Here is a 22,293-nt window from a genome sequence, read left to right on the forward strand (position 1 = left end):
AAACAAAACGGAGAAGCAAATGCCAGAACAAACACAGCCGCAACGAGCGGTCATTGAATACAAAGAAACACCACTTGAGGGCAAGCCGATCAAGTTCAAGACAGTGATCGAATCGGCCAAGGATGCGAATGACGCCAGAGTGCAATTCTGGGCTACGCAGATTTGGCCGGCGGCTCGCACCCAAGGCGTAAACATCACCGCGATCGAGTGGCCTGACGCTAAGGAACTCATCGTTGACGGAGAGTGAGTTCGTGTCGTGGGGCACGAAGGGGGAGCGGGCGTTTTGGGGTCTGCTTCCCCACTGGATATTGAGATGAATACGAACGGACACAAAGAGCGGCCAATTCTTTTTAGTGGACCAATGGTGCGCGCGATTCTGGAAGGTCGAAAGACGCAGACGCGGCGGGTGCTGAAGTTCCAGCCGAACCCCGACTGGACAGAGATTGCCGTTGAGTACCCGCATGCCAACAACGAACCCGTGGCAACTTACCGCGCCTTTCCCAATGGCGGCAGCGCCAGATGGGCGATCTGTGGCTGTCCCTACGGTGGCCCAGGTGATCGTCTTTGGGTGCGCGAGACGTGGGCAACTCATTTCAATCAACGCTTCCACGATGAGCACGGCTTATCCGCGCCGGACTTTTTGGTTGATGTAGAAACCCTCGAGCCGTGTGTCGTATACGCGGCAGACCAAAATTTCCCGATGACAATCAACGAAGAGTTTGTCGCGGAGCACAACCATGTCGCGTGGAAATCTTCAATTCACATGAAGCGTTCCGCGTCTCGCATCACCCTCGAAATAACCAACGTCAGAGTTGAGCGATTGCAGGAAATCAGCGCAGGGGATTGCTATGCCGAAGGTGTAAAGACCGTGCCGTCCGATCAATCTGCGGCGTTCGTTCCCGGCACGGACATTATCCAGCGCGGCGGCACGGCAGATGAGCGATACATTCGCGCATTCGCAAAAGGATGGGACGCGCTCAACGCAAGGCGCGGCTACTCATGGGAATCAAATCCTTTGGTATGGGTGATCGAATTTAAGGTTCTTTTGATGTTACAGGGGGACGGCGGCGGGTCTCCCAAAAAGATCGGGGGAATGATGCGAGGAACGGCGGTGAAGCCTCGGTTTCCCAGAAGTGAAGCGCTTTCCCCGATTCAATCTTTGGTCGCGAACTGCGCAACGCGCTAAGGGACACGTTCCCTTCTCTTTTTAGGAGGAGCTCGCGGCCAAAACAACCTTGCTTGATCGCATTGAGGAAAGGGGATCTATGCGAATCGGTTATTCAGAAGACGAGGATTACGGCGGCCAATTTGAACTCTGGCAGGCGAACTGTCGGCGATCCCTTCAAGGGAAGGCTGGGCAGACCGCGTTACGCGAACTTGAGGCTGCGCTGATCGCCTTGCCCGACAAAAGGTTGATCGCGGGGAAGCTGATCGACGCAGAGGGCGAAGTTTGCGCCATTGGAGCCTTAGCAAAGTACAAAGGCCGCGATCTGATCAATGAAACCCGTCAGCAACTTGCCGAGATCGGCATAGAGAGAGATGTCGAGGAAATCGAGGGCGACGGGGAGATAGAAGAGATTGGTATCGAGTTGGGAATGCCGCGCCTCGTCGCATGGAAGGTGGTTGAGCTAAACGACATTCATCTGGAGGGTTCCACTCTGGTCACGAATGAAGGGCCGTATCGCTGGCCCGCAGAGAGGCCTAAAGAGTGGGTTCCTATCACACCGGAGGCGCGTTACGAGCAAGTCTTGGCGTGGGTGAGAAGGCAGTTGAGCAAGACCAAATTCTCAGGTTGAACGGTATAGGGAGAAGCAGAAATGAACGGTTGTGGCGAGTGCGGAATGCTGGTGGACGCGCAGGAATATCACCCTTACGCGGCGTGTGTGATGTATCGCCAGTTAGGGCAGGCAGAGAAGGTTAATTCCAACCTCCGCGCGGTAGTGCTTCACGGCGTGGATATGGAGCGTGCGCGGCTCAAGACTTTGCTGAAAGGCGTCGCGTGTACGTGTGATGGTCAACCCGATGCTCACCAAGACTGGTGCGCGATGAGCGAGTAAAAGTTCGGCGGCTACTCATCCTCTGAAAGACAAATCTTTTCTGGTTGTGGGTGGAGGATGAAGCGGCGAGCGCTCGCCAAAACGTAAGTTTTATGAATCAGTTTTTAATGGTTGGCAGGTTCTTTGAAATGCTGGTTGGCCCTGGCATCAATAAACGTAGAACGAGCGATTTGAATAAGTCGCGTTGTCGCAACTTTCGGTTTCTTTGTTCTACGGGGAATCGGAAAGGGCCAACTCGCGAGCGCGGCTTATTCGAGTCGCTTTTTGTTTTTCTGCAGGCGGTAGCTTAGTGGTAAAGCGCCACGCAAGCCCCTCAGGCTTCGACGTGCTTCCGAGGTTCGACTCCTCGCCACCTGCGCACAAACAAAGAGAGCGGCCTGATTGCTCAAGTCGCTCTCTCTATTACCGCCAACCAAGTGAAAGGCGGCTGGTCTACATCCACAGAGATTCTATCGCTGAAACGTGGCCAGCACAAGGTTTCTTAAGAGCGGATGAGTAGAACCTAGAAAAATCATCCGAATGCACGTCCACGGCGGGGCAGGTTTGAAGGCTAAGAGGGACTTAGCTGGCTGAGTGCGATCCAAGCAATGTCGGACGACCTGACAACTTGGCAATGTTGATCCAGTGGGATACCGCTGAAGACTAAGCACGCGGCCTCAAACCATAACACAGTGCTTCTATCGCTTGGTTAATATGCAATGCACAGCACCGTAAATACAAGATCAACGGGGTAAAGGTCGGGGTGTGATCTGAAATGAAGACCAAAGTGAAATTTCTTTGCATTTTCGGGTGCGGGCGCGTCGCGCAAAGAGGGTGGACTTCGTGTGCGCGTTGCTGGAATAAGCGCTTGAAGAGAATCAATGATCGCAAGAAGCAACCACAACCAAATGCCTGACTGCGAACCTGTCCGATTGTGGCGCGAACGATTCAAGCTCAACTTGAGCGCAAGCTGGAAGGCTGACGTAGAGAAAACAGTAACGGATTTAGACCTGTGGAAAGAGATTTTGGACGGTTGGTTCTACGTAGAACACGGAAAGAAGAAAACGAAGCATCCTGGGATTAAAAACCTTCTTAACGAATATGAGCGACAGAAGTGCAATCAACAACTTCAAGAGGTTTCCGCAAACAACGCGGCCAATTCTCTATCAACACGCAGCGGAGAGGGGATACCCCAAGGGAGCGGTTGCTATCTGCCCAAAGTGTCGAGTGAAGCGGAACGCCTCTACTTCAGAGTTGGCGACGTGGTTCGCTGAAGGGTTTCCACGTTGTAAGCAGTGCAAGTGTCGAATTGATATTGAGGTAATCAGATGAGATGCATCAACGGCTGTGTGATTAAAGAGTCCGAATTAGACGATGCCGTGGAGATCGAAGGTCGAAGACTCATGTGCGCAAGCTGCGTCAACAAGCTCTGGCCGCAACCGCAAGGTAACGAGGCTGGAGATCAGCGCGGCAGGTTCACGGGACGCATGGGCCGCAAGTGCTACAACCCCAGCTTTGGGACCATAGGATCAACCCGATGAAGTGTATTCACGGCTGCTTAATACCTGAAGACGATGCCTAGTCATGGTTCAGCACGGTCTTACTGGTCAGGGTGTCGCTGTGAAATCTGCCGCGCGGCTCATGCGAGTTACGAACGCCGCCGCTGGCGCAAGAAGCACGGCAGGGAGTTGCAAGACACAGAGTTTGTTTATCCGGTGATCAAGGGCGCGGTGTTGTCAGGGCTGGCAAAAGAATCAGGCGTAAGCGAGTGGACACTTCACAGAATAAAACGAGGCGGTCAGCGAATCAGGCAATCAACAGAGCGGAAGATTTTACAGGCAGCGTAAGAACGGAACGACGGGCAAGAGTTTAGATGGGCGACGTACTTCAAATTATTCACAACGATGCGCTTTCGGCGTTGCGAGAATTGCCGGACGAGTCGGTTCAGTGCGTCGTGACTTCGCCGCCCTATTTTGGCTTGCGAGATTACGGCGTTGAGCCGCGTGTGTGGGATGAAACGGTTGAGTGTCAGCACGAGTTTGTTGAGTCGCGTCAGTACCAGGATTCGCCTGTCCGATCGGGCGCTGAAGGGGTCGGCTTCCACGATGCCGAGACGACTAAGGCGCAACGCTGGCGAACGCATGGAGCGTGCGTCTGTGGCGCGTGGCACGGCTGTCTAGGGCTTGAGCCAACACCGGATTTGTACGTTGACCACCTTGTTCAAATCTTGCGCGAAGCAAGACGTGCGATGCGTAGCGACGGAACTCTGTGGCTGAATATCGGCGATAGCTATAGCAGCGCGTCGAATGGCCGTCCGCAGTCGGGACTTAAAGCGCTTTCAGATAAGTGTTCACCGCGAAAGAATCCACGGAAAAATCACGCCTACCAAGACCGCCCAGATGTCTTCGTCTCGCGACCCGTTGTGGCCACTTGCAAGCCAAAAGACCTAATCGGTATTCCGTGGATGCTGGCCTTCGCTCTCCGTGGCGATGGTTGGTATTTGCGCTCGGACATCATCTGGAATAAGCCAAATCCGATGCCTGAAAGCGTCACGGATCGGCCTACCAAGTCACACGAATACATCTTTCTACTTTCCAAGTCTGAGCGGTATTTCTTTAATGCCGAAGCGGTGCGGGAAAAGGCAAGCCATGCCGGACAAGTAATCAGTTTAGGTGCGAAGTCTATGTCGCGCGGACAAGCGGCCGGAATGAACGTAGAACCGAGCGGCAACGGTAAAGCAGAGAGCTACACAGTTGTCGAAGGTCGGAACATTCGCTCGGTTTGGACTATCACCACACAACCATTTCCCGGCGCACATTTCGCTGTATTCCCGACTGACATTCCGCGGCGTTGTGTTCTCGCGGGAAGTAAACATGGTGACGTAATTCTCGATCCTTTTGCGGGTAGCGGCACAACCGGAAAAGTAGCAATCGAACTTGGACGCAAGGCGATCCTGATTGAACCAAAGGCAGAGTATGTCGAAATGATTAAGCGGCGCACTCAGACAACGATGGGTTTGCCGCTGGCGGTGTAGCAGCGTAATGGCATCTTCTCAGCAATCTTTGATCGCTCTTATCGACACGGCGCGCGTGATAGATCCGCTTGATCGTCTCCAGATAGATGCTCATTCGAGTCGGCTAGAGCATCGTCCGTCGCCTGAGTTCCACGGATCTACCTACGTTCCGGCAAGAGATCGTGAGCGGCTAGTAGGGCTGATGGATAGAGTTCACGGAGCATTAAAAGATGGCCGCAAGTGGAGCCTGTCTCAACTGAAAGAAGCTTGTGGCGGAGGTGAAGCGTCTATCTCAGCGCGACTTCGCAACCTGAAAGACGTTCGCTGGGGCGGCAACCATGAGCGCGGCGTCAGGGTCAGGGAGACAGGCCATGACATTGAGAAAGAGTTTGTCGGTAATGGCCTCTGGCTGTACTGGATGGTCGAAAGAGAGTGCGAGTTGTGAATTTTGAGTCGCGGTGGTGGGCGGAATAAATGAGATTCGGGAGTTTGTTTAGCGGGATCGGAGGTCTCGACCTTGGGCTTGAAAGAGCGGGAATGGAATGCGCGTGGCAGGTGGAGATCGATCCTTTTTGTCGGAAGGTTTTAACGAAGCATTGGCCTAGCGTTCCGAAGTTTGAAGATGTCAGAGAAGTCGGAAAACACAACCTTGAGCGAGTCGATCTCGTCGCCGGCGGATTTCCGTGTCAGGACATCAGCATTGCGGGCAGACGCGAAGGGATCGACGGCGAGCGTTCGGGGTTGTGGCGAGAGTTTGCGCGAATCATTAGCGAGTTACGACCGCGACTTGTGCTTGTGGAGAACGTCTCAGCGCTGCTTTCTAACGGAATGGGCAGAGTTCTCGGAGACTTGGCCGAGGTCGGGTATGACGCGGAATGGGATTGCATATCAGCGAAAGACGTTGGTGCGCCGCATTTACGGGAACGCATCTTTGTTGTTGCCTACCTCTGTCAAATGGGACAGTTCAAAGCACGGAACGCCGAAGGCGCAGAACACGGTTATCACAAAGAACGGAACGGCCAGGCATGTGAGCAAGGCGGGACAACAATCCAACTTAGGACTAGCACGAACACTAATGTTCATGCTCCCGACCATAGGCAAGAACGAGTTCAAAGGATCTTCCAAGGACCGATATCGCGGTTCAGTGAATTTTCATGGTGCAAAGATGTCCGAAGGGTTGCGGACTTGCGAGGACGATCCGATATACCTGAACCCCTCTTTCGCGGAAGTGGTGATGGGATTCCCGATTGGGTGGACAGAATTGGATCAATCGGAAACGCCGTAGTGCCACAAGTCGCGGAGTGGATCGGAAAGCGAATCTTAGAGGCAGCATGAACCGCAACTCACAACTACGCCGCAGCTACATCAAGAGGAAGCCTCGGGGCTATTCGTGGGGAGCCGGATCTACGTTGAAGCGATCCAGATTACGCGCACGTCCTGACAGAAAGTTAGCAGCATGGTCTAAGAAGGTTCGTGAACGAGATGGAAATATTTGTCAGTGGCCGGGAGGATGTCAGACGGGCGATCAACGAGTCGATCCGCACCATTTGGCGAAGCGAAGTCAGCGTAAGGATCTCAAGTACGAAGTCTCGAATGGCCGCTGTTTATGTAGAACACATCACGATTGGACAGATGCGAACCATGATGAAGCGGTAGCAATGGGTCTTCTAAATACTGAGAGTCGAGAGATGGCTAGAAAGTTGGCAGCGTAGATGGTTGCAGCAGCACATCAACTAATCAATCAAACCAGTGGGGAGGTTGAATACTACACGCCCGTTGAAATCATCGAGGCCGCGCGGCGCGTCTTGGGCGGCGTGATCGATCTTGACCCTGCGAGCAGCGCGAAGGCGAACGAGATCGTCAGGGCAATGCGGTTCTTTACAGAGGCGGATAACAGCCTTAATCAAGTGTGGCATGGGCGGATCTGGATGAATCATCCGTTTCACGCTGGCTGGAACGCTTGCGACGATGCGTGTAAGCGAAAGACCTGTGAGAAGCGCGGGCACGTCTACCGCGACATTCCTGGTAACGCCGATTGGGTCTACAAAATAGAACGAGAGTACAGGTCGGGCCGCATGGTTGCCGCGTGCTGCATCACGTTCGCAAGCACGTCTGAGCAATGGTTCCAGCCACTTCTAAAGCACCCGCAATGCTTCCTGTCTCCGCGCACAAACTACCGACTGCCTGACGGTTCGATTTTGAAAGGTGTTTCCAAGGGAAGCGTGGTCACTTATTACGGCAATGACGTAGATCGGTTCGCGACGGAGTTTCAAGGCTTCGGACAGGTGAAGGTTGCTTACGCATGATCATAATCCGAGTGCAGATTTGGAAAACACACGACGGAGCGAGGCCGATAACTTACGGAGTGTTCTGCGAATGCGGCGAACTGATTTGCTGGTCCCGATGTTTCTGCGGCGCAATGAAAGCCATTCACTCAATTACTGGGGAGAGAAGTGAGCGGTAAGTTCAAATTACTAAAATCGGATTCAGTTCTTGACGCTGTGGCGCAAGTGGCTGATTCTATCGCCGTTGAAAGAGACAAGGTTGAGCGTGAGATTAAGAGACTTGCTGAATCAGGTTTTCGTGATGAAGCATGGAAGTTAGTTGTGAAGCATTTTCAGATTAAAGAACCGCGAACGGTGAAACGATGACCCTGACTAACAGCCAGCGCCGCGCGTTAGAGATCGTTCGTGATCATCCAGGCATCGCTCCGCGCGAGTTTGCAGAGTTTATGTGGCCCGACAGCGACGGACACAGCAATCTTACGAATTGCGGGCGCGGAGTGACGCGCGGTGGCGGGATGAATCTGGCGGGTGGCGGCTATCTCGGTAAGCTGTGCCGCAAAGGGTTGGTGTATCGGTCGCCGCAAAGAGGTTCATTTGGCTATTGCGTTTCATCGGAAGGAAGCAAGGCGCTTACGGCATGACCAAGAGAGTGATCGAACTATTAAGAGTTTCGACGGTCGGGCAGGCCGACGATAGCCATGCCTCGATTCCCTCTCAGCGCACGATAAACCAACGCACATGCGAGCAGTACGGACTCACCATCGTTAAGACAATCGAACTGATCGGCGTCTCGGGAACGGCAGTTCTGTTAACTCCCGAGATCCAAGACATGCTGCGCATGATGGCCGATCCTGAAATCCACGGCGTTGTTGCCAGAGAGTTTTCTCGTTTAATGAGACCCGAAAACCTTGCTGACTTTGCGCTACTGCAAGCCTTCGCTGAATCAAACTGCAAACTGTATCTACCTGACGGCCCGATAGATTTTTCATCTAACGACGGACGGTTAATGGGAACTCTGAAGGCCACGATTGCAGGGAATGTTAGACGTGAAATGTTAAAGGCTGCGTGGGAGTCGAGAGAGACAAAACGACGTAGAGGCGAACTGGCCCAACCTAAGATCTGTTTGCCTTTCGGAGTTGATAACGAAAAGACGCGATGGTGGTACACGCCTGAAGCAGAGAAAATCAGAGAAGCGTTTCGCATGGTTCTTGAAGGTGAGACAAGCTACTTCGCCATCGGAAAGAAGGTTGGAATTGAGCCTCGTGGATTAGCTTACATGCTCAAGAATCCAATCTATTCAGGTTGGAGAGTGATCGACAAGAAGCGAGATATGAGCGCGGCGGGTAAGTATCACGGTCCCGATGGTAGGCAGGCAGGGCGCAGAACAATCAAACGCGCGCCAGAAGAAATCATTCGTGTGAAGGTTATTGACGAGCCTTTAGTTTCCGAATCTGACTTCGCATTAGTGCAAAAGATTCTCGGGATGAAGAAGTCTTTCCACTGGCGAACGAGTCCAGGATATGAGCAGCGTTACACGTACAACGGATACTTGGAATGTACCTGCCAGTCCCGCGTGTATTCCAAGCACATGCGAAAAGACTATTACGTGTGCAAGAACCGTTGTGGCGTGAGGCAAATGAGACGGGAGATAGTTGACCCGCAGCTCGACCAGATGTTTGCGCGGACATTCCAAAGCGAGGCGTTCATTCGACGGATTGCCCGAGCCGGATCGCAGCCCACGGTAAACACGGACAACGTAGCGAGACAGTTAGAGGCTCTGACAGCGAAACGAGAGAGAGTTTTAGATACCTACTACGAAGGCGCGATTACGCGAGAGGAGCGCGACCAGAAGCTAAAAGAGATTGACCGTGAGCGACAGGTATTTGAGGGTTTGTTAGGCAGGGAGAAACCCTCAGCGATAAACACAGAACTGCTCACAAAACGGTTTGCAGTGTTTCGCGGATTCGAGAGGCTGACACGCGATCAAAAGCGCAGGATTCTCAATACGATAACGCCGCGAATCGTCGTTGCAAACTACGAAGTGGAAGGGATGAGTTGCAGTCTTCCGCGAACACTCACGGACAGGCGTTCATCGCCGCCGCCAGCATGAATGAAGAGGGAAACGTAAGTGACATCGCGGCGCGGCTGATGGTGACTTGCTGATCTTCCAGCGGTTGCCGCAGAACTTCGAGCACGCTGCGATCGAACTCGGGCAATTCGTCGAGGAACAGGACGCCTTGATGCGCGAGGGATACTTCACCCGGTCGCGGCACGGCGCCGCCGCCAATCAATCCTGCATCGCTGATGGTGTGGTGCGGCGAACGAAAGGGCCGCTCGCTAATCAATCCGGCGCGGCCGGTGAGCCCGGCGACCGAATGAATCTTTGTCAGTTCAAGCGCGGCTTCGAATTCCAACGGCGGCAGGATCGTCGGAAGACGTTTCGTCAACATTGTCTTTCCCGACCCGGGCGGGCCGATGAGAAGGATGTTGTGACCACCGGCAGTCGCGACCTCGAGAGCACGCTTCGCCGCCTGCTGGCCGCGCACCTCGCGAAAATCAACGCTGTAATGATCAGCCGGCGAGAGAAGCTGGGACGAGTCAACTCGAATCGGGCTGGGTGGATTTTCAGAACGCAGCCCAGCGATCGTTTCCACTGCGTTACGCAAATCCGTTACGGGATAAACGTTCACGTCCGAAACGACGGCGGCCTCCTTCGCATTTTCATCCGGCAATAGCAGGTGTTTCGCGTGTGACTGTCGCGCTCGCAAAGCTATCGGGAGCGCGCCGCGAATGGCGCGGACTCGACCGTCTAACGACAGCTCGCCGACGGAAAGAATGTCCGTCAAGTGCTCGGTATTTCCGAGGTCGCCGTTCGCGCCGAGAATTCCGAGCGCGATGGGCAAGTCGAAACTGGCGCCTTCTTTCCGCACATCCGCGGGCGCCAGGTTGATCGTCGTCTTGTGAAACGGAAAGAAAAACCCGCTGTTGTTGATTGCCGCACGAATGCGTTCGCGCGACTCGCGCACAGCCGCGTCGGGGAGGCCCACAACGATCACTGCCGGTGGCTGATCGACTTCATTACGAACCGGAGTCAGATCTACCTCAACATCGACCAGGTTCGCGTCGATTCCGTAGACGGCGGCTGAGAGAGCGCGGAATAGCACGGGAGCTGCGTAAGTTTCGCTGGGCGCGCCTTAAGCTAACTGGGTTTCTGTTTCTTGAGAGCGAAGGAAGTATGCTACAGAAAGACTAAGAGCGCGCCTGTGACAAGGCGCGCTCTTTGTAAGTTTAAGCGCTCTAACGAAAAACGAGCGTCTGCTATGTTTTGTTATCGACGACGGCTGGTCGGCGCAGATGTGCTGCCTGCCGACGGCAGTTTGATCTCCTGGCCCGCCTGCAACGAGGTATTCGGCGCAATGCCATTCAACCGGGCGACTTCGTCTGCCGACAATTTGTGTGCGGCGGCGATCTTCGCAATCGTGTCACCCTTCCGGGCCTTAACCCGGGTCAGGGTCGCACCCGGCGTATCTGCCGAACGCTTCCAGTTCGTTAGCCGAATCGTGCTGTTCGGCACAAACAGTTTGGTTGCGTTATTGAGATCGACGCCAGTGTTCATGGATTGGAGTGTCGCAACGCTGACGCCAGTACGATTCGCGATCGACTGCCACTCTTCACCCGGCGCCACTGAGATGACGCGCGCGGTTTCGCGACGGTCACCCGGCACTCGCTTCAGCAGCGAAGCCAGTTGTTTGCCGCGACCGGCAGGAACACGCACGGTGAAAGCTTCGCCGCGCGGAGTGGTGTCTCGCTTCAGCTCGGGATTAAGACTCTGAATATGATCCAGACTCGTGTCCGTTGCTTCTGCGATGAGCCTGAGACTGGTGGCCGAAGGAACCGGCACCGGATCAAAGCTCATGGGCGCTTCGGGACGAATGTTGTTGAACCCGTACTTCTCCGGATTCTTGGCGATCAAAATCACTGCGAGGATGTTCGGAACGTAGTTGCGGGTCTCTTGCGCAATGTACGGGTAGATCTTCCAGAAGTTTGCTTCGCCCGCACGTGAAATCGCGCGATCGACGTTGCCGGCGCCTGTGTTGTAAGCGGCCATCGCCAGCAACCAGTCGCCGTTGTAACGATTCGCCAGGTCTTTCAGGTGGCGCGCTGACGCTGAGGTCGGCTTTTCGATGCCGTTCCGTTCATCCACCCAGGCAGTCTGCCGCAGGCCGTAGGCAGCGCCAGTGCTGCCGATGAACTGCCACAAACCGGAAGCCGCAGCCCACGACTTTGCGCGCGGTTGCCAGGCACTCTCGACTTGTCCCAACCAAACAATGTCTTCAGGAACGCCGGCCCGACGGAACGCGTCGCGAGCAATCTTCATGTAACGCCCAGAGCGGCGCAGGCCCGATTCCATGGTATTACGACCCACGCGCCCCTGATAGAAGTTGATGTACTGCTGAACCAGCGGATTCATCGTGAATTTGAAATCCAGCGAGTTCTTAACTTGCTCTGAATTCGCCAACTGTTCGGCAGTTACTGTCTTCTCTTCCTCGGTGAGAATGATTTTGCTCAGAGCATCCAGCGGAGATGGCACAAACCCCTGCTGCACGAAACCAATCTGTTGTTGTTTTGGCTGCGCCTGCGCGATTTCAACGCTTTCCGTTTTTGCGTCGGCGGGCGCTTGCGCGACGACAGGCGTCGCGTTCGGCGCGATCTGCGTCAGCGGAACTTCTTCGCGATAAATTCGCTCGACGAGTTCAAGGTAGTAGGTCTGAAGCCGCTGACTTGACCGAACGTCCAAGCCGGACATCAGAATAGTGTCGACTGCTTTGTCGAACTCGTCACGCGCTTGTTCGCGCTTGCTATCTTCGAGATTAAGTTTGCCCTTGCGGAAATGATCGTTCGCGCGCTCGATGATTTGATCGACGCGAGGCTCATTCTTTTGAACCTCCGTCTGAATGTCGCGAGCGGACGAACCAGCGGGACCTTGAGCCTGGATTACTGCTGGGGTAATAAGTGCGACCGCAAACAGGACGCTTGTAAATACGGGAACAGCTTTACGGGTCATCAATCGTTATTCTCCTGAGCCTTGCTTTCGGGGGAATCCACGACTGCGACTCACCCGAGTCGCGCGCCTGCGGTATTCAATAAGTAAACAGTCGAGAGGCCTTAAAAGTTCCGTTTAGTGGCTAAAAGCCCGGCCACTCGACCGCGTGAGGTTATCATACGCCCTAATGGGAGTCAAACCACTTTCGCCCAACAAAATCTGGCGAACTCCTTTGATTCTCATAAGATAACTGAGGTTGCTTATATGCAAAAAAAGTACAACCTGCGCGCACGATTACAGTGCGCCGAGGAAGAAAACGATTATAAGCGGTGGCGCGAGGATGAGCAGGAGCAGAACCAGCCATAGAAGCAGCCGCTTCAAAGTTTGGCCGTCATTAGCTGGTTCGCTCATGCAAATTAGATGTCTCGGGGCCGCGCGGCTTGTGGCAGCCGAATCGGACGCGGCGACGGGGTCGCGATTGGCGCAGCCTTCGGTCCGAGCGCTTCCCGAAAAACTTGCCGCACATTATCGACAAATATGAACTGAATGTCTTTCAAAGGCTCTTTTGGCACTTCTTCCAGGTCGCGTCGATTTTGCACCGGCAGCAGGATTTTCGTGACGCGAGCCCGCCGCGCCGCCAACACCTTCTCCTTTATTCCCCCGACCGGAAGGACGTTGCCGCGCAAGGTGATCTCACCCGTCATGGCGACGTCTTTTTTGATGGGCCGGCGAGACAACACGGAAACCAACGCGGTCGCGAGAGTGATGCCGGCAGACGGGCCGTCTTTCGGGATGGCGCCTTCCGGAATGTGAATGTGAATGTCGTAGTTGTTGATGTCTTCCGGTGCGATGTCGAGTTCTTTCGCGCGTGACTTCGCGTACGAGTAAGCTGCCTGAGCTGACTCGCGCATGATTTCGCCAATCTGTCCGGTCAGCACGAGGCTGCCTTTGCCTTTAATTCTGAGTGCTTCGATAAACAGGACGTCGCCGCCTACGGCAGTCCACGCCAAGCCGGTCGCCACCCCGATCTGATCTTTCTTTAGAACTTCATCGGGAGTTACCTTCGGCACGCCGAGAAATTCGTGCAGGTTGCGGAGCGACACGCGGACAGGTTCTTTGCGGCCTTCGCCGATTCGGCGCGCGACTTTCCGGCAAATCGATCCAATTTCCCGCTCTAGTTGCCGCAGGCCAGCTTCATGAGTGTATCGTTGAATGATCGCGGCGAGCGCTGTGCGCGAAATGTGCACGTCCTTGGGCGTGATGCCCGTCTCTTCCATTTGCTTCGGCAGCAGGTGACGGCGCGCGATTTCCAGTTTCTCTTCTTCCGTGTAACCCGCCAGCCGAATTACTTCCATGCGGTCGCGCAGCGCCGACTGAATCGTGTCGAGCACGTTGGCGGTGGTCATAAAAATCACGTTGGAAAGATCGAACGTGACGTTCAGATAGTTGTCGCGAAAACTATTGTTCTGTTCCGGATCCAAAACTTCGAGCAAAGCTGAAGACGGATCGCCGCGAAAATCGGCGCCGACTTTGTCGATCTCGTCGAGCATGATCAGCGGATTGTTGGTGCCGGCCTGCTGAATTGCCTGCATGATGCGGCCGGGCATGGCGCCCACGTAGGTCCGTCGATGGCCGCGGATTTCAGCTTCGTCGTGTACCCCGCCGAGGCTCAAGCGCATGAACTTGCGGCCGAGCGCGCGCGCGATTGAACGACCCAAACTCGTTTTGCCGACGCCCGGCGGTCCAACCAGACAGAGGATCGGCCCTTTTGGTTTCGGCTTCAGCCGGCGCACGGCGAGGGCTTCGATGATGCGCTCTTTCACCTTGTCGAGGCCGTAGTGATCTTCATCAAGAATGCGCTGCGCCTTCAGCAAATCCAGATTGTCTTTCGATGATTTCGACCAGGGCAGATCCGTGATGATCTCCATCCAGCTTCGCAACGTCGCAGTTTCAGCTGCGTCCGGATGCATGCGCTCAAGCTTTTTCAACTGGCGCAACGCTTCTTCTTCCGCCGGCTTCGGCATCTTGGCGGCTTCAATCTTTTCACGGAACTGCTGAATTTCTTCGGCCAGCTCGTTCCCTTCCCCCAGCTCACCCTGAATTGCCTTCATCTGCTGACGCAGGTAGAACTCGCGCTGCGAACGATCAATATCGGCGCGGGCCTGCGTGTTGATTTCCTGCTGAACGGTCAGAACTTCGATTTCCTTGTTCAGCAGCTCGTTCACGCGGCGCAGGCGTACGGTCGTGTCGGGGATTTCCAGCACCGACTGCGCATCTTCGACTTTGAGTTCAAGATTAGAAGCAGACAGGTCAGCGAGGCGGCCAGGATCATCGAGGTTCGCAATGATGGCCATGACTTCCGGCGAAATGTTCTTCCCCAGGGCCGCGGCCTTTTCCATCAACGCGCGCACGTTGCGGATAAGTGCTTCAACTTCGAGCGAGCGTTCGGGCGCCAACACTTCGGAGAGGACACTCAAACGCGCGCGCAGAAAATCGCCACTGCAATCAACCGATTCAACCTTTGCCCGCGAAACGCCCTGGACGAGAATGCGAATGCGGCCGTCGGGCAGCTTCAGCATGCGCATGATCACAGCGACCGTGCCGACGCTGTAGAGATCTTCCTGCGCCGGGTCTTCCTTATCTAGATCCTTCTGGCAATCGAGCAGGATCATCCGGTGCTCGCCGAGCGCTTCGTCCACGGCGCGGATGGATTTCTCGCGCGACACGAACAACGGCACGATCATGAACGGATAGATCACAATGTCGCGGAGCGGCAGCAGCGGCAGTTCTTCCGGAATCTGCAATTGCTGATCTATCGCGGGTTCAGCCGCTACTAAAACTTCCACTGCTTCGTTGTCCAGTTCGGTTGACATGGATGTTCTATGAATCCTTCTCAGTAATTGGAATTGCTATTTCCGAGCCTCTGCGATCCTTTAGCTTCGGTAGTCGGACCACCAACACTCCCTTGGCTAGTTCTGCCGTGGCGCCTTTCACGTCAACCGGCCACCGGACGGGAACGACACGCTCAAAATGGCCGTAGGTTCGTTCCGAACAATGGTGCGACATGATGCGTTGTCGCGTGGCTCGCTTCTTCTTGTCGCCATAGATGCGCAGTTTATTTCCATTCAAACCCACCCTTACTTCCGACGCGGTCACGCCCGGTAGTTCGATGCGTACGTCGATCGCTTTCGTGGTCTCGCAAACATCGATCGTGGGCGCCCAGGCGCCGGCAATGGTCGGCGTTTGCGCGGCCGCAGCTTCCTGCAACAAAGAGAACAGCCAGCCGATGCGCTCTGTCAGCCGCTTTAGCTCGAGGCGTTCGAGCCCCGCGGGCCCGACACTCTTAGCCTTGACTCGCTTAACGGCCATTGCTCGATTAACGACCGGCGCGCGCGCGCACCAGCGTCTTCAACTCTTCCATGAATTCGGACACGTCTTCAAATTCCAGATAGACCGAGGCAAATCGCACGTAAGCAACTTTGTCCAGTTCTTTAAGCCGTCGCATGATTTGCTCGCCGATCTTGCTGGTGGGCCGTTCGCGCTCAGGCGACTCCTGCACATACTTTTCGACCGCATTGACGATCGAGTCCAGCTTTTGCGGCGGAATCGGTCGCTTTTCGCAAGCGCGCAGCAGGCCCGCCATGACTTTGTTGCGATCAAAGGTTTCGCGCCGGCCGTCCTTCTTAATCACCATGTATGGAATCTCATCGATGCGCTCGTAGGACGTAAAGCGGCGTTCACATTTTAGGCATTCGCGACGCCGGCGAATCGATTCACCTTCACGCGACTCGCGCGAATCGACGACCTTATCTTCGACAAAACCACAGAAGGGACATTTCATATCGATTGTTCCTCACATAATTTGAAGCACTTCAAGCCGCTTTGACTCCAGTCACGCTCGGCAGGGGCTCAGGATCACCTGCACGTTCAGTCGCTGACATCAATAGACGTAGTCGCGCGAGAGTTACATCACCACGCAAAAAGTAGAACAACCCAAACAATGCCGCTGGCAGGAAATCGACGAGATGGATGACGATGGCGACCGCAGCCGCCTTTTCAGCCGCCACCCCGAGAAGGATTAGCGCGCCGCCGGTGACTGCGTGGAACGCACCCGCAGCGCCTCCCGGCGTGGGAATCGCCGATCCGATCATCGACCAACCAAGCACAAAGAGCGCCTCGGAAACGCCGAACGGCAGACCGAATGCGCGGAAGACCAGCAGATTGCCTATGGCAACTGATCCCCACAATGCGAGTGACCACCCGATGGTAATGGCCAGCTCGCGGCCGCGCGTGAGCACTCCCAGCGCCGTAGCCAGTTGCTGAAGGAGGTTGAGGATCGCGTGCTTCAACCGGCCCAGGATTCGCCAATCAGGATGAATCTTTCTGTCCAACCATCCGATTACCTGTGGTGACCGCCACCGGAAAGCGATTAGTAAGGCGACAAATACAAACAGCGCTCCGACCAACGCAAAACCGATTTGGCGCGCGCGGGCGAACTCTGACGCACCCGAAGCCGGGGTGAAAAGAACAAGGTTGACGGCGAACAACAGCAGTACCGTGATCGAGTCGTAAACGCGCTCGATCATGACCGTGACGAATGAAGCAGCCGGTCTGACACGCCGGTCTCGCATCGGCAGGACCAAAGGCCTCACCACTTCACCGGCCCGGCCCAGCGTAAGTACGGCAGCATATCCGACACAGACGGCAATCCAGATTTCGCGGAGGCTGGCCTTTGTCAGTGGTGCAAGAAAGGCCCGCCATCGGAAGGCGCGCCACAAATACCCTGCGAGCACGCCCAACGCCCCCAGCAGGATCAGTCGCCAATCGGAGGCAAGCAGCGCACTCTTAACCTGGGCCCAATCGAGCCCCCGGCCAAACCACCAGACGATGGCAATGGCCAGCAGGAGGAGCGCGATGAACTCAAGAAACTTACGATATTTTGCCGCCATTGACCGAAAACCAACGATCTGAACGCAGTGAGCAAAGAATGAGCGAGCCACAATATATTGTGCGGCGTCGCCAGCCTACAACAGTTTAATGTTATCGTTCAAGAAGTCAGCCTCGCGGCCGGCTGAGACCGGGGGAACTTTGCAAAGCACCGGCACGTAAGAAGCTCGTGTCGGACTCTATGAGTCTCAATCGGCTGCGATAAACTGAATCCGGAGAATTCACCAAGTGGGAGCCGTCAGAAGCTTGGCTACCAACGAAGGCGCTGAACTAGTCAGACGATGTCGCGCGGGCGACGGCGCGGCTTGGGAAGAGATTGTCCAAACCTACTCGCGCCGCGTTTACAATCTCGCCTACCGATTCACCTCCCGGGCCGACACGGCCGAAGACTTGACGCAAGACGTCTTCGTCCGCGTCTATCGCTCACTCGAGCAATACAATCCGAAGCAGGGCGACTTGCAGAACTGGCTGATGCGGCTGGCGCGGAATCTGATCATTGATGACTATCGCAAACGTCAACGCGCTCCGCAGGATGAGATTGCGGACGACCTTGAGGATCACAAGTATCACCTGCGCTCAGCCGGGAATTCGGTCCAGCGTGAGATGGAGCGGCGCGAGCTCGGCGCCCAGGTACAGGCCGGAATTGACAAGCTTTCGGCGGATTTGCGGACATGCGTCATCCTCCGGGACATCGAGGAGTTGAGCTACCAGGAGATCGTGGATTTGTTGAAAATCCCAGAGGGCACCGTGAAATCACGAATAAACCGCGGCCGAATCGAACTAGCGAAGATTCTTCGTCGTATGCGAGTAGTGGAGGCATAGAGCCAGAACGCAGTCGAAAGTGGCAGACGGCACCAGGTAACGGGGCGTAAAAAGGGTTCGGAATGGAAACGAAATGATGCTGTGCAATGAATTTGAAGAAAGATTGACGAATTACCTCGACGGCGAGTTGCCGGTCGAGGAGCACCGCGCGTTTTCCGAACACGCGCTGCGCTGCCCGTTGTGCCACGAATTGCTGGCCGATGTGAAGCAAACGATCGTCGCGTGCCTGTCTTCCGAAGCTCCGCCGGCAGGTGTCGGGCTGGAAGCACGAATCCTGATGACGACGGCTCCGCAAACGGCAATTACCTGCGAAGAATTCGAAGACCATCTGACGGATTATCTGGATGGCGTGTTGATGGCGCCTTTGTATCACCGCTGGGAACGGCACGCAGCTTTGTGTTCAGCCTGTAGCGAACTCCCGGGCCAGGTCGTGCGGTCGATCGGCGCGGTTTACACCTACGCGCAGGATGAACTGCCGGTGCCCGCCGGCCTCGAAGCCCGCATTCTGCAAGCAACCATCGGCAACGTTCTGCCTCGGCAAGTACGCGCTCCTTTCTTATCGCGGATGGTCGAATGGCTGCGTGGCGCGCTCGATCCGCTCGTTTCGCCGCAGCTCGCGTCAGTCGCAACAATGCTGTTGGTGTCCGTCTTTGTACTGACGAACACGGTTTCAACCGATGGTTCGGTGCGCGGACTTTATCGCGCCAGCCTGCAATTGGCTGAACGCACGGCGGACAGTGCGACCAGAGGATCCGAAAAAGGTGTCAAGCAATTCGCCGGCAGCGTCAACAAATTAGTCGGTGGCGAAGAGAACCAGAAGGACAACGAGAAGAGCAATGAGGCGAACCAGAATCAGAATAGCTCAAATCAAAACAGCGCGACGCCGCGCCCGCAAAGCCCGGAAGGAAAAACCGGCAACGGCGACTCGAAAAAGCGCTGAACGTTCGCGCGCGATTCAACGTACATCTGAGACCGCGACAGTGTGAAGTAACTGATGAATTGTAATTACCACCCGAAGAATCCCGCCATGGCGCAGTGCAGCAGCTGTTCGCGGCCCTTGTGCCCGGCGTGCGACCATCGCATTCGCGGGTTCGCTGTTTGTCAGGACTGCATCGTCGCCGGCGTTGACGCACTGCGTCATCGCCAATCACAGCCGACAAATCAACAGGTGATCCGTCGCAAGACCTCTCCGTTCATCGCCACGTTTCTTTCGCTTTTCGTGCCCGGCCTGGGCGCGGCTTATAACGGTCAAACTTCCAAGGCCATCGTTCATTTCGCGATCTTCGCCAGCTTTTTCCAGATGGCCGTGGTAACCGACGGCGTCGCTTTCTTTGCGCTCGGCGTGTTCGGTACCTGGCTCTTCGCCGCAGTTGATGCTTGCCGGACGGCGCAGTTAATGCGCGCGGGGTTGGCGCCTGACGCCGAAGAAGACGCCATCACGCGCCAGTTGTACGGCAATCCTTTAGCCTGGGGCATCACGTTGTTGGTGCTTGGTGGAATCTTTCTCGCGCACACGGTCCTTGGATTTCAGTTTCCGATGCGGCGAGCGCTGCCCGTCGCTTTAGTCGTGCTGGGCGCTTACATTCTGTACGACTACATGAAACGACACCGGCGTCGAGAGGAAATGCGGCTGTTCGATACGAACAACCCGCCGCCGTCAGTCGTGGTCAACAGCCAATTCGCACGCGCTGCTTACGATGGCGGCGACTTTCCAACTCGCGTCCAGGCGCCGCGGCAAATTGGTTCTGCGCGACTTCAGCCGCGCCAGTAAGGTTCGCCCGAAATGATCACCGGAATTTTTGCAGCATTGTCCCGCGGCGGCGCCATCATCGGCGCCATCCTGCTTGTTACAGCCCTACTCCAGCAATTGATTGCCATGGTCGGCATCCTGCTCGGCCTTGTAAAATTCGCTATCATCATTGTCTTCGTAGCGATAATGGTTATGATTGCCGTCGCAATGTGGCGGTCGCGTAAACGAGAAAAGGCCGAACGCCGCGCATCCTGACCGCTAATCCGTTTCCAACCGAATAGACACGACAAGCCGACCGGAACGGAGCGAGCCCTGCTTGCCCAATGCACGGCGTCTATAATCCATTTCCTGAGGTCGGCTTGCGTCGATAACAGCAATAGCGGGGGAGTGGCAGAGGCAAGAAACCCTCCGAGTAAAATCCTTAACATCGTCGAATCAATAAAACTCAAGACCAGCCAACCGATTAAGAGTCCGGCCCCGCAGGCTGCGAAAACGGCCAGAATGATCCGCACAAGTTTGCCCCAAAGCTTTGGAATTACGCGGCGCAGAAAAAATAAACGATTTCCAAGAGCGAATACATAACTTAACACCGCGGCAAGCGCAGCGCCCTTTAGTCCCATCGTCTTAGTCAGCGGATAAAGGAGCAAAAGAAACATGAGGGCTTCGACGGTCTTGCCAGTCGCGACAGGTTTCGGCTTGTTCAAGGAGAAGAAGACGAGGGTGATGACTATCAGAAGACCGCGGAATGGCACCATGAGAGATATTACCCATAACACTTCTCCGGTTGTCTGCCACTTCGCGCCATACAGGACTTGGACAATGTCACTCGCCAGCAGACAGAGAGGCGCCGTGATCGTCACCAGCATGAGCGCGCTGATGGTGAATACTTTTGTGAATGCGCTCTGTAACCGCTCAGAATCCGGCAAAGCTAATTCGGCAAAAGCCGGCAGCGTGACCTTGCTGACTGCGTTAACGCATACCGCGATGGGAAAGCTCGCCAGGTTGTAAGCCAGTGAATAGTAACCAAGGGCCGCCGCCCCTAATACGCGGCCCACGACAATATTATCGGCCATCGTGGTCACATAAGACGCGACCGCGATTATCAGTGCAAACTTTCCGAAGCCTATGGCCTGGCGAAGTGCGGCCGTCTCGAAAGCCAGTCGCGGACGATAAGGATGAAAGAAATATGAAAGTGCAGTGCCCAATAATGCCGTTATTAAATGACCGAAAATCAAAGCCCACACATTGCGTAAGGCGATGGCCACGCAAACTGTGAGTGCCACGGCCACCACATTTACCGTCAATTCGCACCAAAAAATCCGCGCAAAACTGATCTGCTTGCGCAGGATCGTCAGTCCGATGTTTTGAAATCCTTCAATCAACGGTGTCAGGCAGAGGATTCCAATCAAACCGGCGAGCCTGGGCTGGCCGAAGAATTTCGCCATCGGATAGGCTGACAGCAGTAGCAAGAGGGTGAGAAAGAGACTGCGCACCAGCTCGGCTGACCAAACCGTATTCAAATGGTCTTTGAATTCCTCCGGGCTCTTAAACTGGCGCGCCACGATCATCCGGTCCAGCCCGATCGTGGTCAGCGCGTTCAAGCCGACCATCACGGTCAAGGCCATTGCGAACAGTCCGAAATCATCCGGAACCAGCAGGCGCGCGATAATTATTGACCGGAGAAACGTGATTCCCTGCCCGAGCAGCGAAGAGGAAGCGTTCCAGCCTACGGCGGTACGATATCTTTTCGTTAAAGACGGGTTGGAGCTATCAGGGCCGTCAGCCAGGATTGCGATGTCGCCAGATTCCATCTGCGGATGTAGTTTGAGAGACCGAACTTGAACCGAATGGCTGCCCTGGCAAACTCGTACGAACCGGTGCCGATCATCGCTGGATTTCCGCGTTCAGAAAGCCTGAGCAACGAGTTTTACCAAACCGTGAATGAAATGGAAACCTGGCACGATTTTCATGTCTCCAGGGAAGACTTTCATAAACAACACTTTGAGATTTAGCCATTCACAATCACGGAAGGCTTGGGCGCTTTCTTCAGATTAAAGACCACCGCCACAGATGTTGAGTCGAACGCTCAATTGATTCTTAGTTATCTTGGCATCCACGGCTTTGTCAGGGACATGACGTCCTGAGCAGGCCCTTCGCTCAGTTTGACCTGTCCACCCTCGTGTGTTAGGGTCTGACGCTCTGGCAGCATCCAGGATCCGTCAGCCCGAGTCTAAAAGCCACGTTTACCCGGCGACTCAGGCGCGCAAATCGGCTGCCTTCTCAAGCAGGGTTCGATCTTCGGCAGGGTTCTTAATTTTAAGGCCTCGCACAATTTAGGTTTTCAGTCGCCCTCGGCGTCTGTTACTTCACCGGTCGGCAAGCGGCCCCGTTTTACA

At 55.2% G+C, this 22,293-nt stretch carries 24 protein-coding genes and 1 tRNA gene; 18 read left to right on the top strand and 7 right to left on the bottom strand.

From position 1 onward, the window contains the following. Window positions 1-19: 19 nt before the first annotated feature. From VFX97_17060 to VFX97_17125, 14 genes are all read left to right on the top strand, one after another. On the top strand, window positions 20-247 hold the full coding sequence (locus VFX97_17060) for a hypothetical protein (GenBank protein ID HEX5704911.1): 228 nt from the start codon (window positions 20-22) through the stop codon (window positions 245-247). Window positions 248-313: 66 nt separating this feature from the next. Then, window positions 314-1,186 carry a hypothetical protein gene (locus VFX97_17065; protein HEX5704912.1) on the top strand — a complete coding sequence of 291 codons (873 nt, stop codon included), beginning with the start codon at window positions 314-316 and terminating at the stop codon, window positions 1,184-1,186. Between the two features lie 79 nt (window positions 1,187-1,265). Continuing rightward, on the top strand, window positions 1,266-1,796 hold the full coding sequence (locus VFX97_17070; protein HEX5704913.1) for a hypothetical protein: 531 nt from the start codon (window positions 1,266-1,268) through the stop codon (window positions 1,794-1,796). 21 nt (window positions 1,797-1,817) lie between these two features. Further along, the gene (locus VFX97_17075) at window positions 1,818-2,057 is read left to right on the top strand and encodes a hypothetical protein (GenBank protein ID HEX5704914.1); all 240 of its coding nucleotides are present in this window, start codon (window positions 1,818-1,820) and stop codon (window positions 2,055-2,057) included. 274 nt (window positions 2,058-2,331) lie between these two features. Then, a tRNA-OTHER gene (locus VFX97_17080) sits at window positions 2,332-2,415 on the top strand. Between the two features lie 502 nt (window positions 2,416-2,917). Continuing rightward, window positions 2,918-3,310 carry a hypothetical protein gene (locus tag VFX97_17085; protein HEX5704915.1) on the top strand — a complete coding sequence of 131 codons (393 nt, stop codon included), beginning with the start codon at window positions 2,918-2,920 and terminating at the stop codon, window positions 3,308-3,310. A gap of 54 nt (window positions 3,311-3,364) precedes the next feature. Further along, on the top strand, window positions 3,365-3,577 hold the full coding sequence (locus VFX97_17090) for a hypothetical protein (protein HEX5704916.1): 213 nt from the start codon (window positions 3,365-3,367) through the stop codon (window positions 3,575-3,577). 332 nt (window positions 3,578-3,909) lie between these two features. Beyond that, window positions 3,910-5,070, top strand: coding sequence for a site-specific DNA-methyltransferase (locus VFX97_17095; protein ID HEX5704917.1), 1,161 nt, complete (start codon window positions 3,910-3,912; stop codon window positions 5,068-5,070). Between the two features lie 181 nt (window positions 5,071-5,251). Further along, a complete protein-coding gene (locus tag VFX97_17100) occupies window positions 5,252-5,494 on the top strand; it encodes a hypothetical protein (protein HEX5704918.1) in 243 nt (80 codons plus the stop codon). Between the two features lie 636 nt (window positions 5,495-6,130). After that, window positions 6,131-6,334, top strand: a complete 204-nt coding sequence (locus VFX97_17105; protein HEX5704919.1) for a hypothetical protein — start codon at window positions 6,131-6,133, stop codon at window positions 6,332-6,334. A gap of 427 nt (window positions 6,335-6,761) precedes the next feature. Then, on the top strand, window positions 6,762-7,355 hold the full coding sequence (locus VFX97_17110; protein ID HEX5704920.1) for a hypothetical protein: 594 nt from the start codon (window positions 6,762-6,764) through the stop codon (window positions 7,353-7,355). A gap of 147 nt (window positions 7,356-7,502) precedes the next feature. Next, window positions 7,503-7,700, top strand: a complete 198-nt coding sequence (locus VFX97_17115; protein HEX5704921.1) for a hypothetical protein — start codon at window positions 7,503-7,505, stop codon at window positions 7,698-7,700. Beyond that, complete coding sequence (locus VFX97_17120; GenBank protein ID HEX5704922.1) at window positions 7,697-7,975, top strand: hypothetical protein; 279 nt, start codon at window positions 7,697-7,699, stop codon at window positions 7,973-7,975. Before VFX97_17115 ends, VFX97_17120 begins: the two co-directional genes overlap by 4 nt. After that, window positions 7,972-9,444 (top strand): recombinase family protein, encoded by a 1,473-nt coding sequence (locus tag VFX97_17125; GenBank protein HEX5704923.1) that lies wholly within the window; start codon window positions 7,972-7,974, stop codon window positions 9,442-9,444. The genes VFX97_17120 and VFX97_17125 overlap by 4 nt, the downstream gene beginning before the upstream one ends. Here VFX97_17125 and VFX97_17130 read toward each other — a convergent pair. From VFX97_17130 to VFX97_17155, 6 genes are all read right to left on the bottom strand, one after another. Then, window positions 9,410-10,498, bottom strand: coding sequence for a YifB family Mg chelatase-like AAA ATPase (locus tag VFX97_17130; GenBank protein ID HEX5704924.1), 1,089 nt, complete (start codon window positions 10,496-10,498; stop codon window positions 9,410-9,412). The genes VFX97_17125 and VFX97_17130 overlap by 35 nt on opposite strands. Before the next feature lie 164 nt (window positions 10,499-10,662). Next, window positions 10,663-12,399, bottom strand: coding sequence for a transglycosylase SLT domain-containing protein (locus VFX97_17135; protein HEX5704925.1), 1,737 nt, complete (start codon window positions 12,397-12,399; stop codon window positions 10,663-10,665). A gap of 395 nt (window positions 12,400-12,794) precedes the next feature. After that, complete coding sequence (gene lon, locus VFX97_17140) at window positions 12,795-15,251, bottom strand: endopeptidase La (protein ID HEX5704926.1); 2,457 nt, start codon at window positions 15,249-15,251, stop codon at window positions 12,795-12,797. Between the two features lie 7 nt (window positions 15,252-15,258). Further along, window positions 15,259-15,747 carry an Hsp20/alpha crystallin family protein gene (locus tag VFX97_17145; GenBank protein ID HEX5704927.1) on the bottom strand — a complete coding sequence of 163 codons (489 nt, stop codon included), beginning with the start codon at window positions 15,745-15,747 and terminating at the stop codon, window positions 15,259-15,261. A gap of 7 nt (window positions 15,748-15,754) precedes the next feature. Next, window positions 15,755-16,219 (bottom strand): transcriptional regulator NrdR, encoded by a 465-nt coding sequence (gene nrdR, locus VFX97_17150; GenBank protein ID HEX5704928.1) that lies wholly within the window; start codon window positions 16,217-16,219, stop codon window positions 15,755-15,757. 31 nt (window positions 16,220-16,250) lie between these two features. Beyond that, entirely contained in the window at window positions 16,251-17,327 is a 1,077-nt protein-coding gene (locus tag VFX97_17155; GenBank protein HEX5704929.1) for a lysylphosphatidylglycerol synthase transmembrane domain-containing protein, read from the bottom strand. A gap of 244 nt (window positions 17,328-17,571) precedes the next feature. Between VFX97_17155 and VFX97_17160 the strand changes: the two genes are divergently transcribed. The 3 genes from VFX97_17160 to VFX97_17170 all read left to right on the top strand — a co-directional run bounded on the left by VFX97_17160 (window position 17,572) and on the right by VFX97_17170 (window position 19,918). Beyond that, window positions 17,572-18,147: a sigma-70 family RNA polymerase sigma factor gene (locus VFX97_17160; protein ID HEX5704930.1), complete on the top strand. Its 576-nt coding sequence runs from the start codon at window positions 17,572-17,574 to the stop codon at window positions 18,145-18,147. Between the two features lie 73 nt (window positions 18,148-18,220). After that, window positions 18,221-19,087 (top strand): zf-HC2 domain-containing protein, encoded by an 867-nt coding sequence (locus VFX97_17165; GenBank protein HEX5704931.1) that lies wholly within the window; start codon window positions 18,221-18,223, stop codon window positions 19,085-19,087. Between the two features lie 54 nt (window positions 19,088-19,141). Beyond that, window positions 19,142-19,918 carry a hypothetical protein gene (locus VFX97_17170; GenBank protein HEX5704932.1) on the top strand — a complete coding sequence of 259 codons (777 nt, stop codon included), beginning with the start codon at window positions 19,142-19,144 and terminating at the stop codon, window positions 19,916-19,918. Here VFX97_17170 and VFX97_17175 read toward each other — a convergent pair. After that, entirely contained in the window at window positions 19,903-21,708 is a 1,806-nt protein-coding gene (locus VFX97_17175; GenBank protein HEX5704933.1) for an oligosaccharide flippase family protein, read from the bottom strand. The two genes, VFX97_17170 and VFX97_17175, sit on opposite strands and share 16 nt — an antisense overlap. Before the next feature lie 36 nt (window positions 21,709-21,744). Here VFX97_17175 and VFX97_17180 point away from each other — a divergent pair, with 36 nt between their 5' ends. Further along, entirely contained in the window at window positions 21,745-21,909 is a 165-nt protein-coding gene (locus tag VFX97_17180) for a hypothetical protein (GenBank protein ID HEX5704934.1), read from the top strand. Window positions 21,910-22,293: the final 384 nt, after the last annotated feature.

The sequence above is a fragment of the Pyrinomonadaceae bacterium genome, from assembly GCA_036277115.1.
Taxonomy (GTDB): domain Bacteria; phylum Acidobacteriota; class Blastocatellia; order Pyrinomonadales; family Pyrinomonadaceae; genus UBA11740.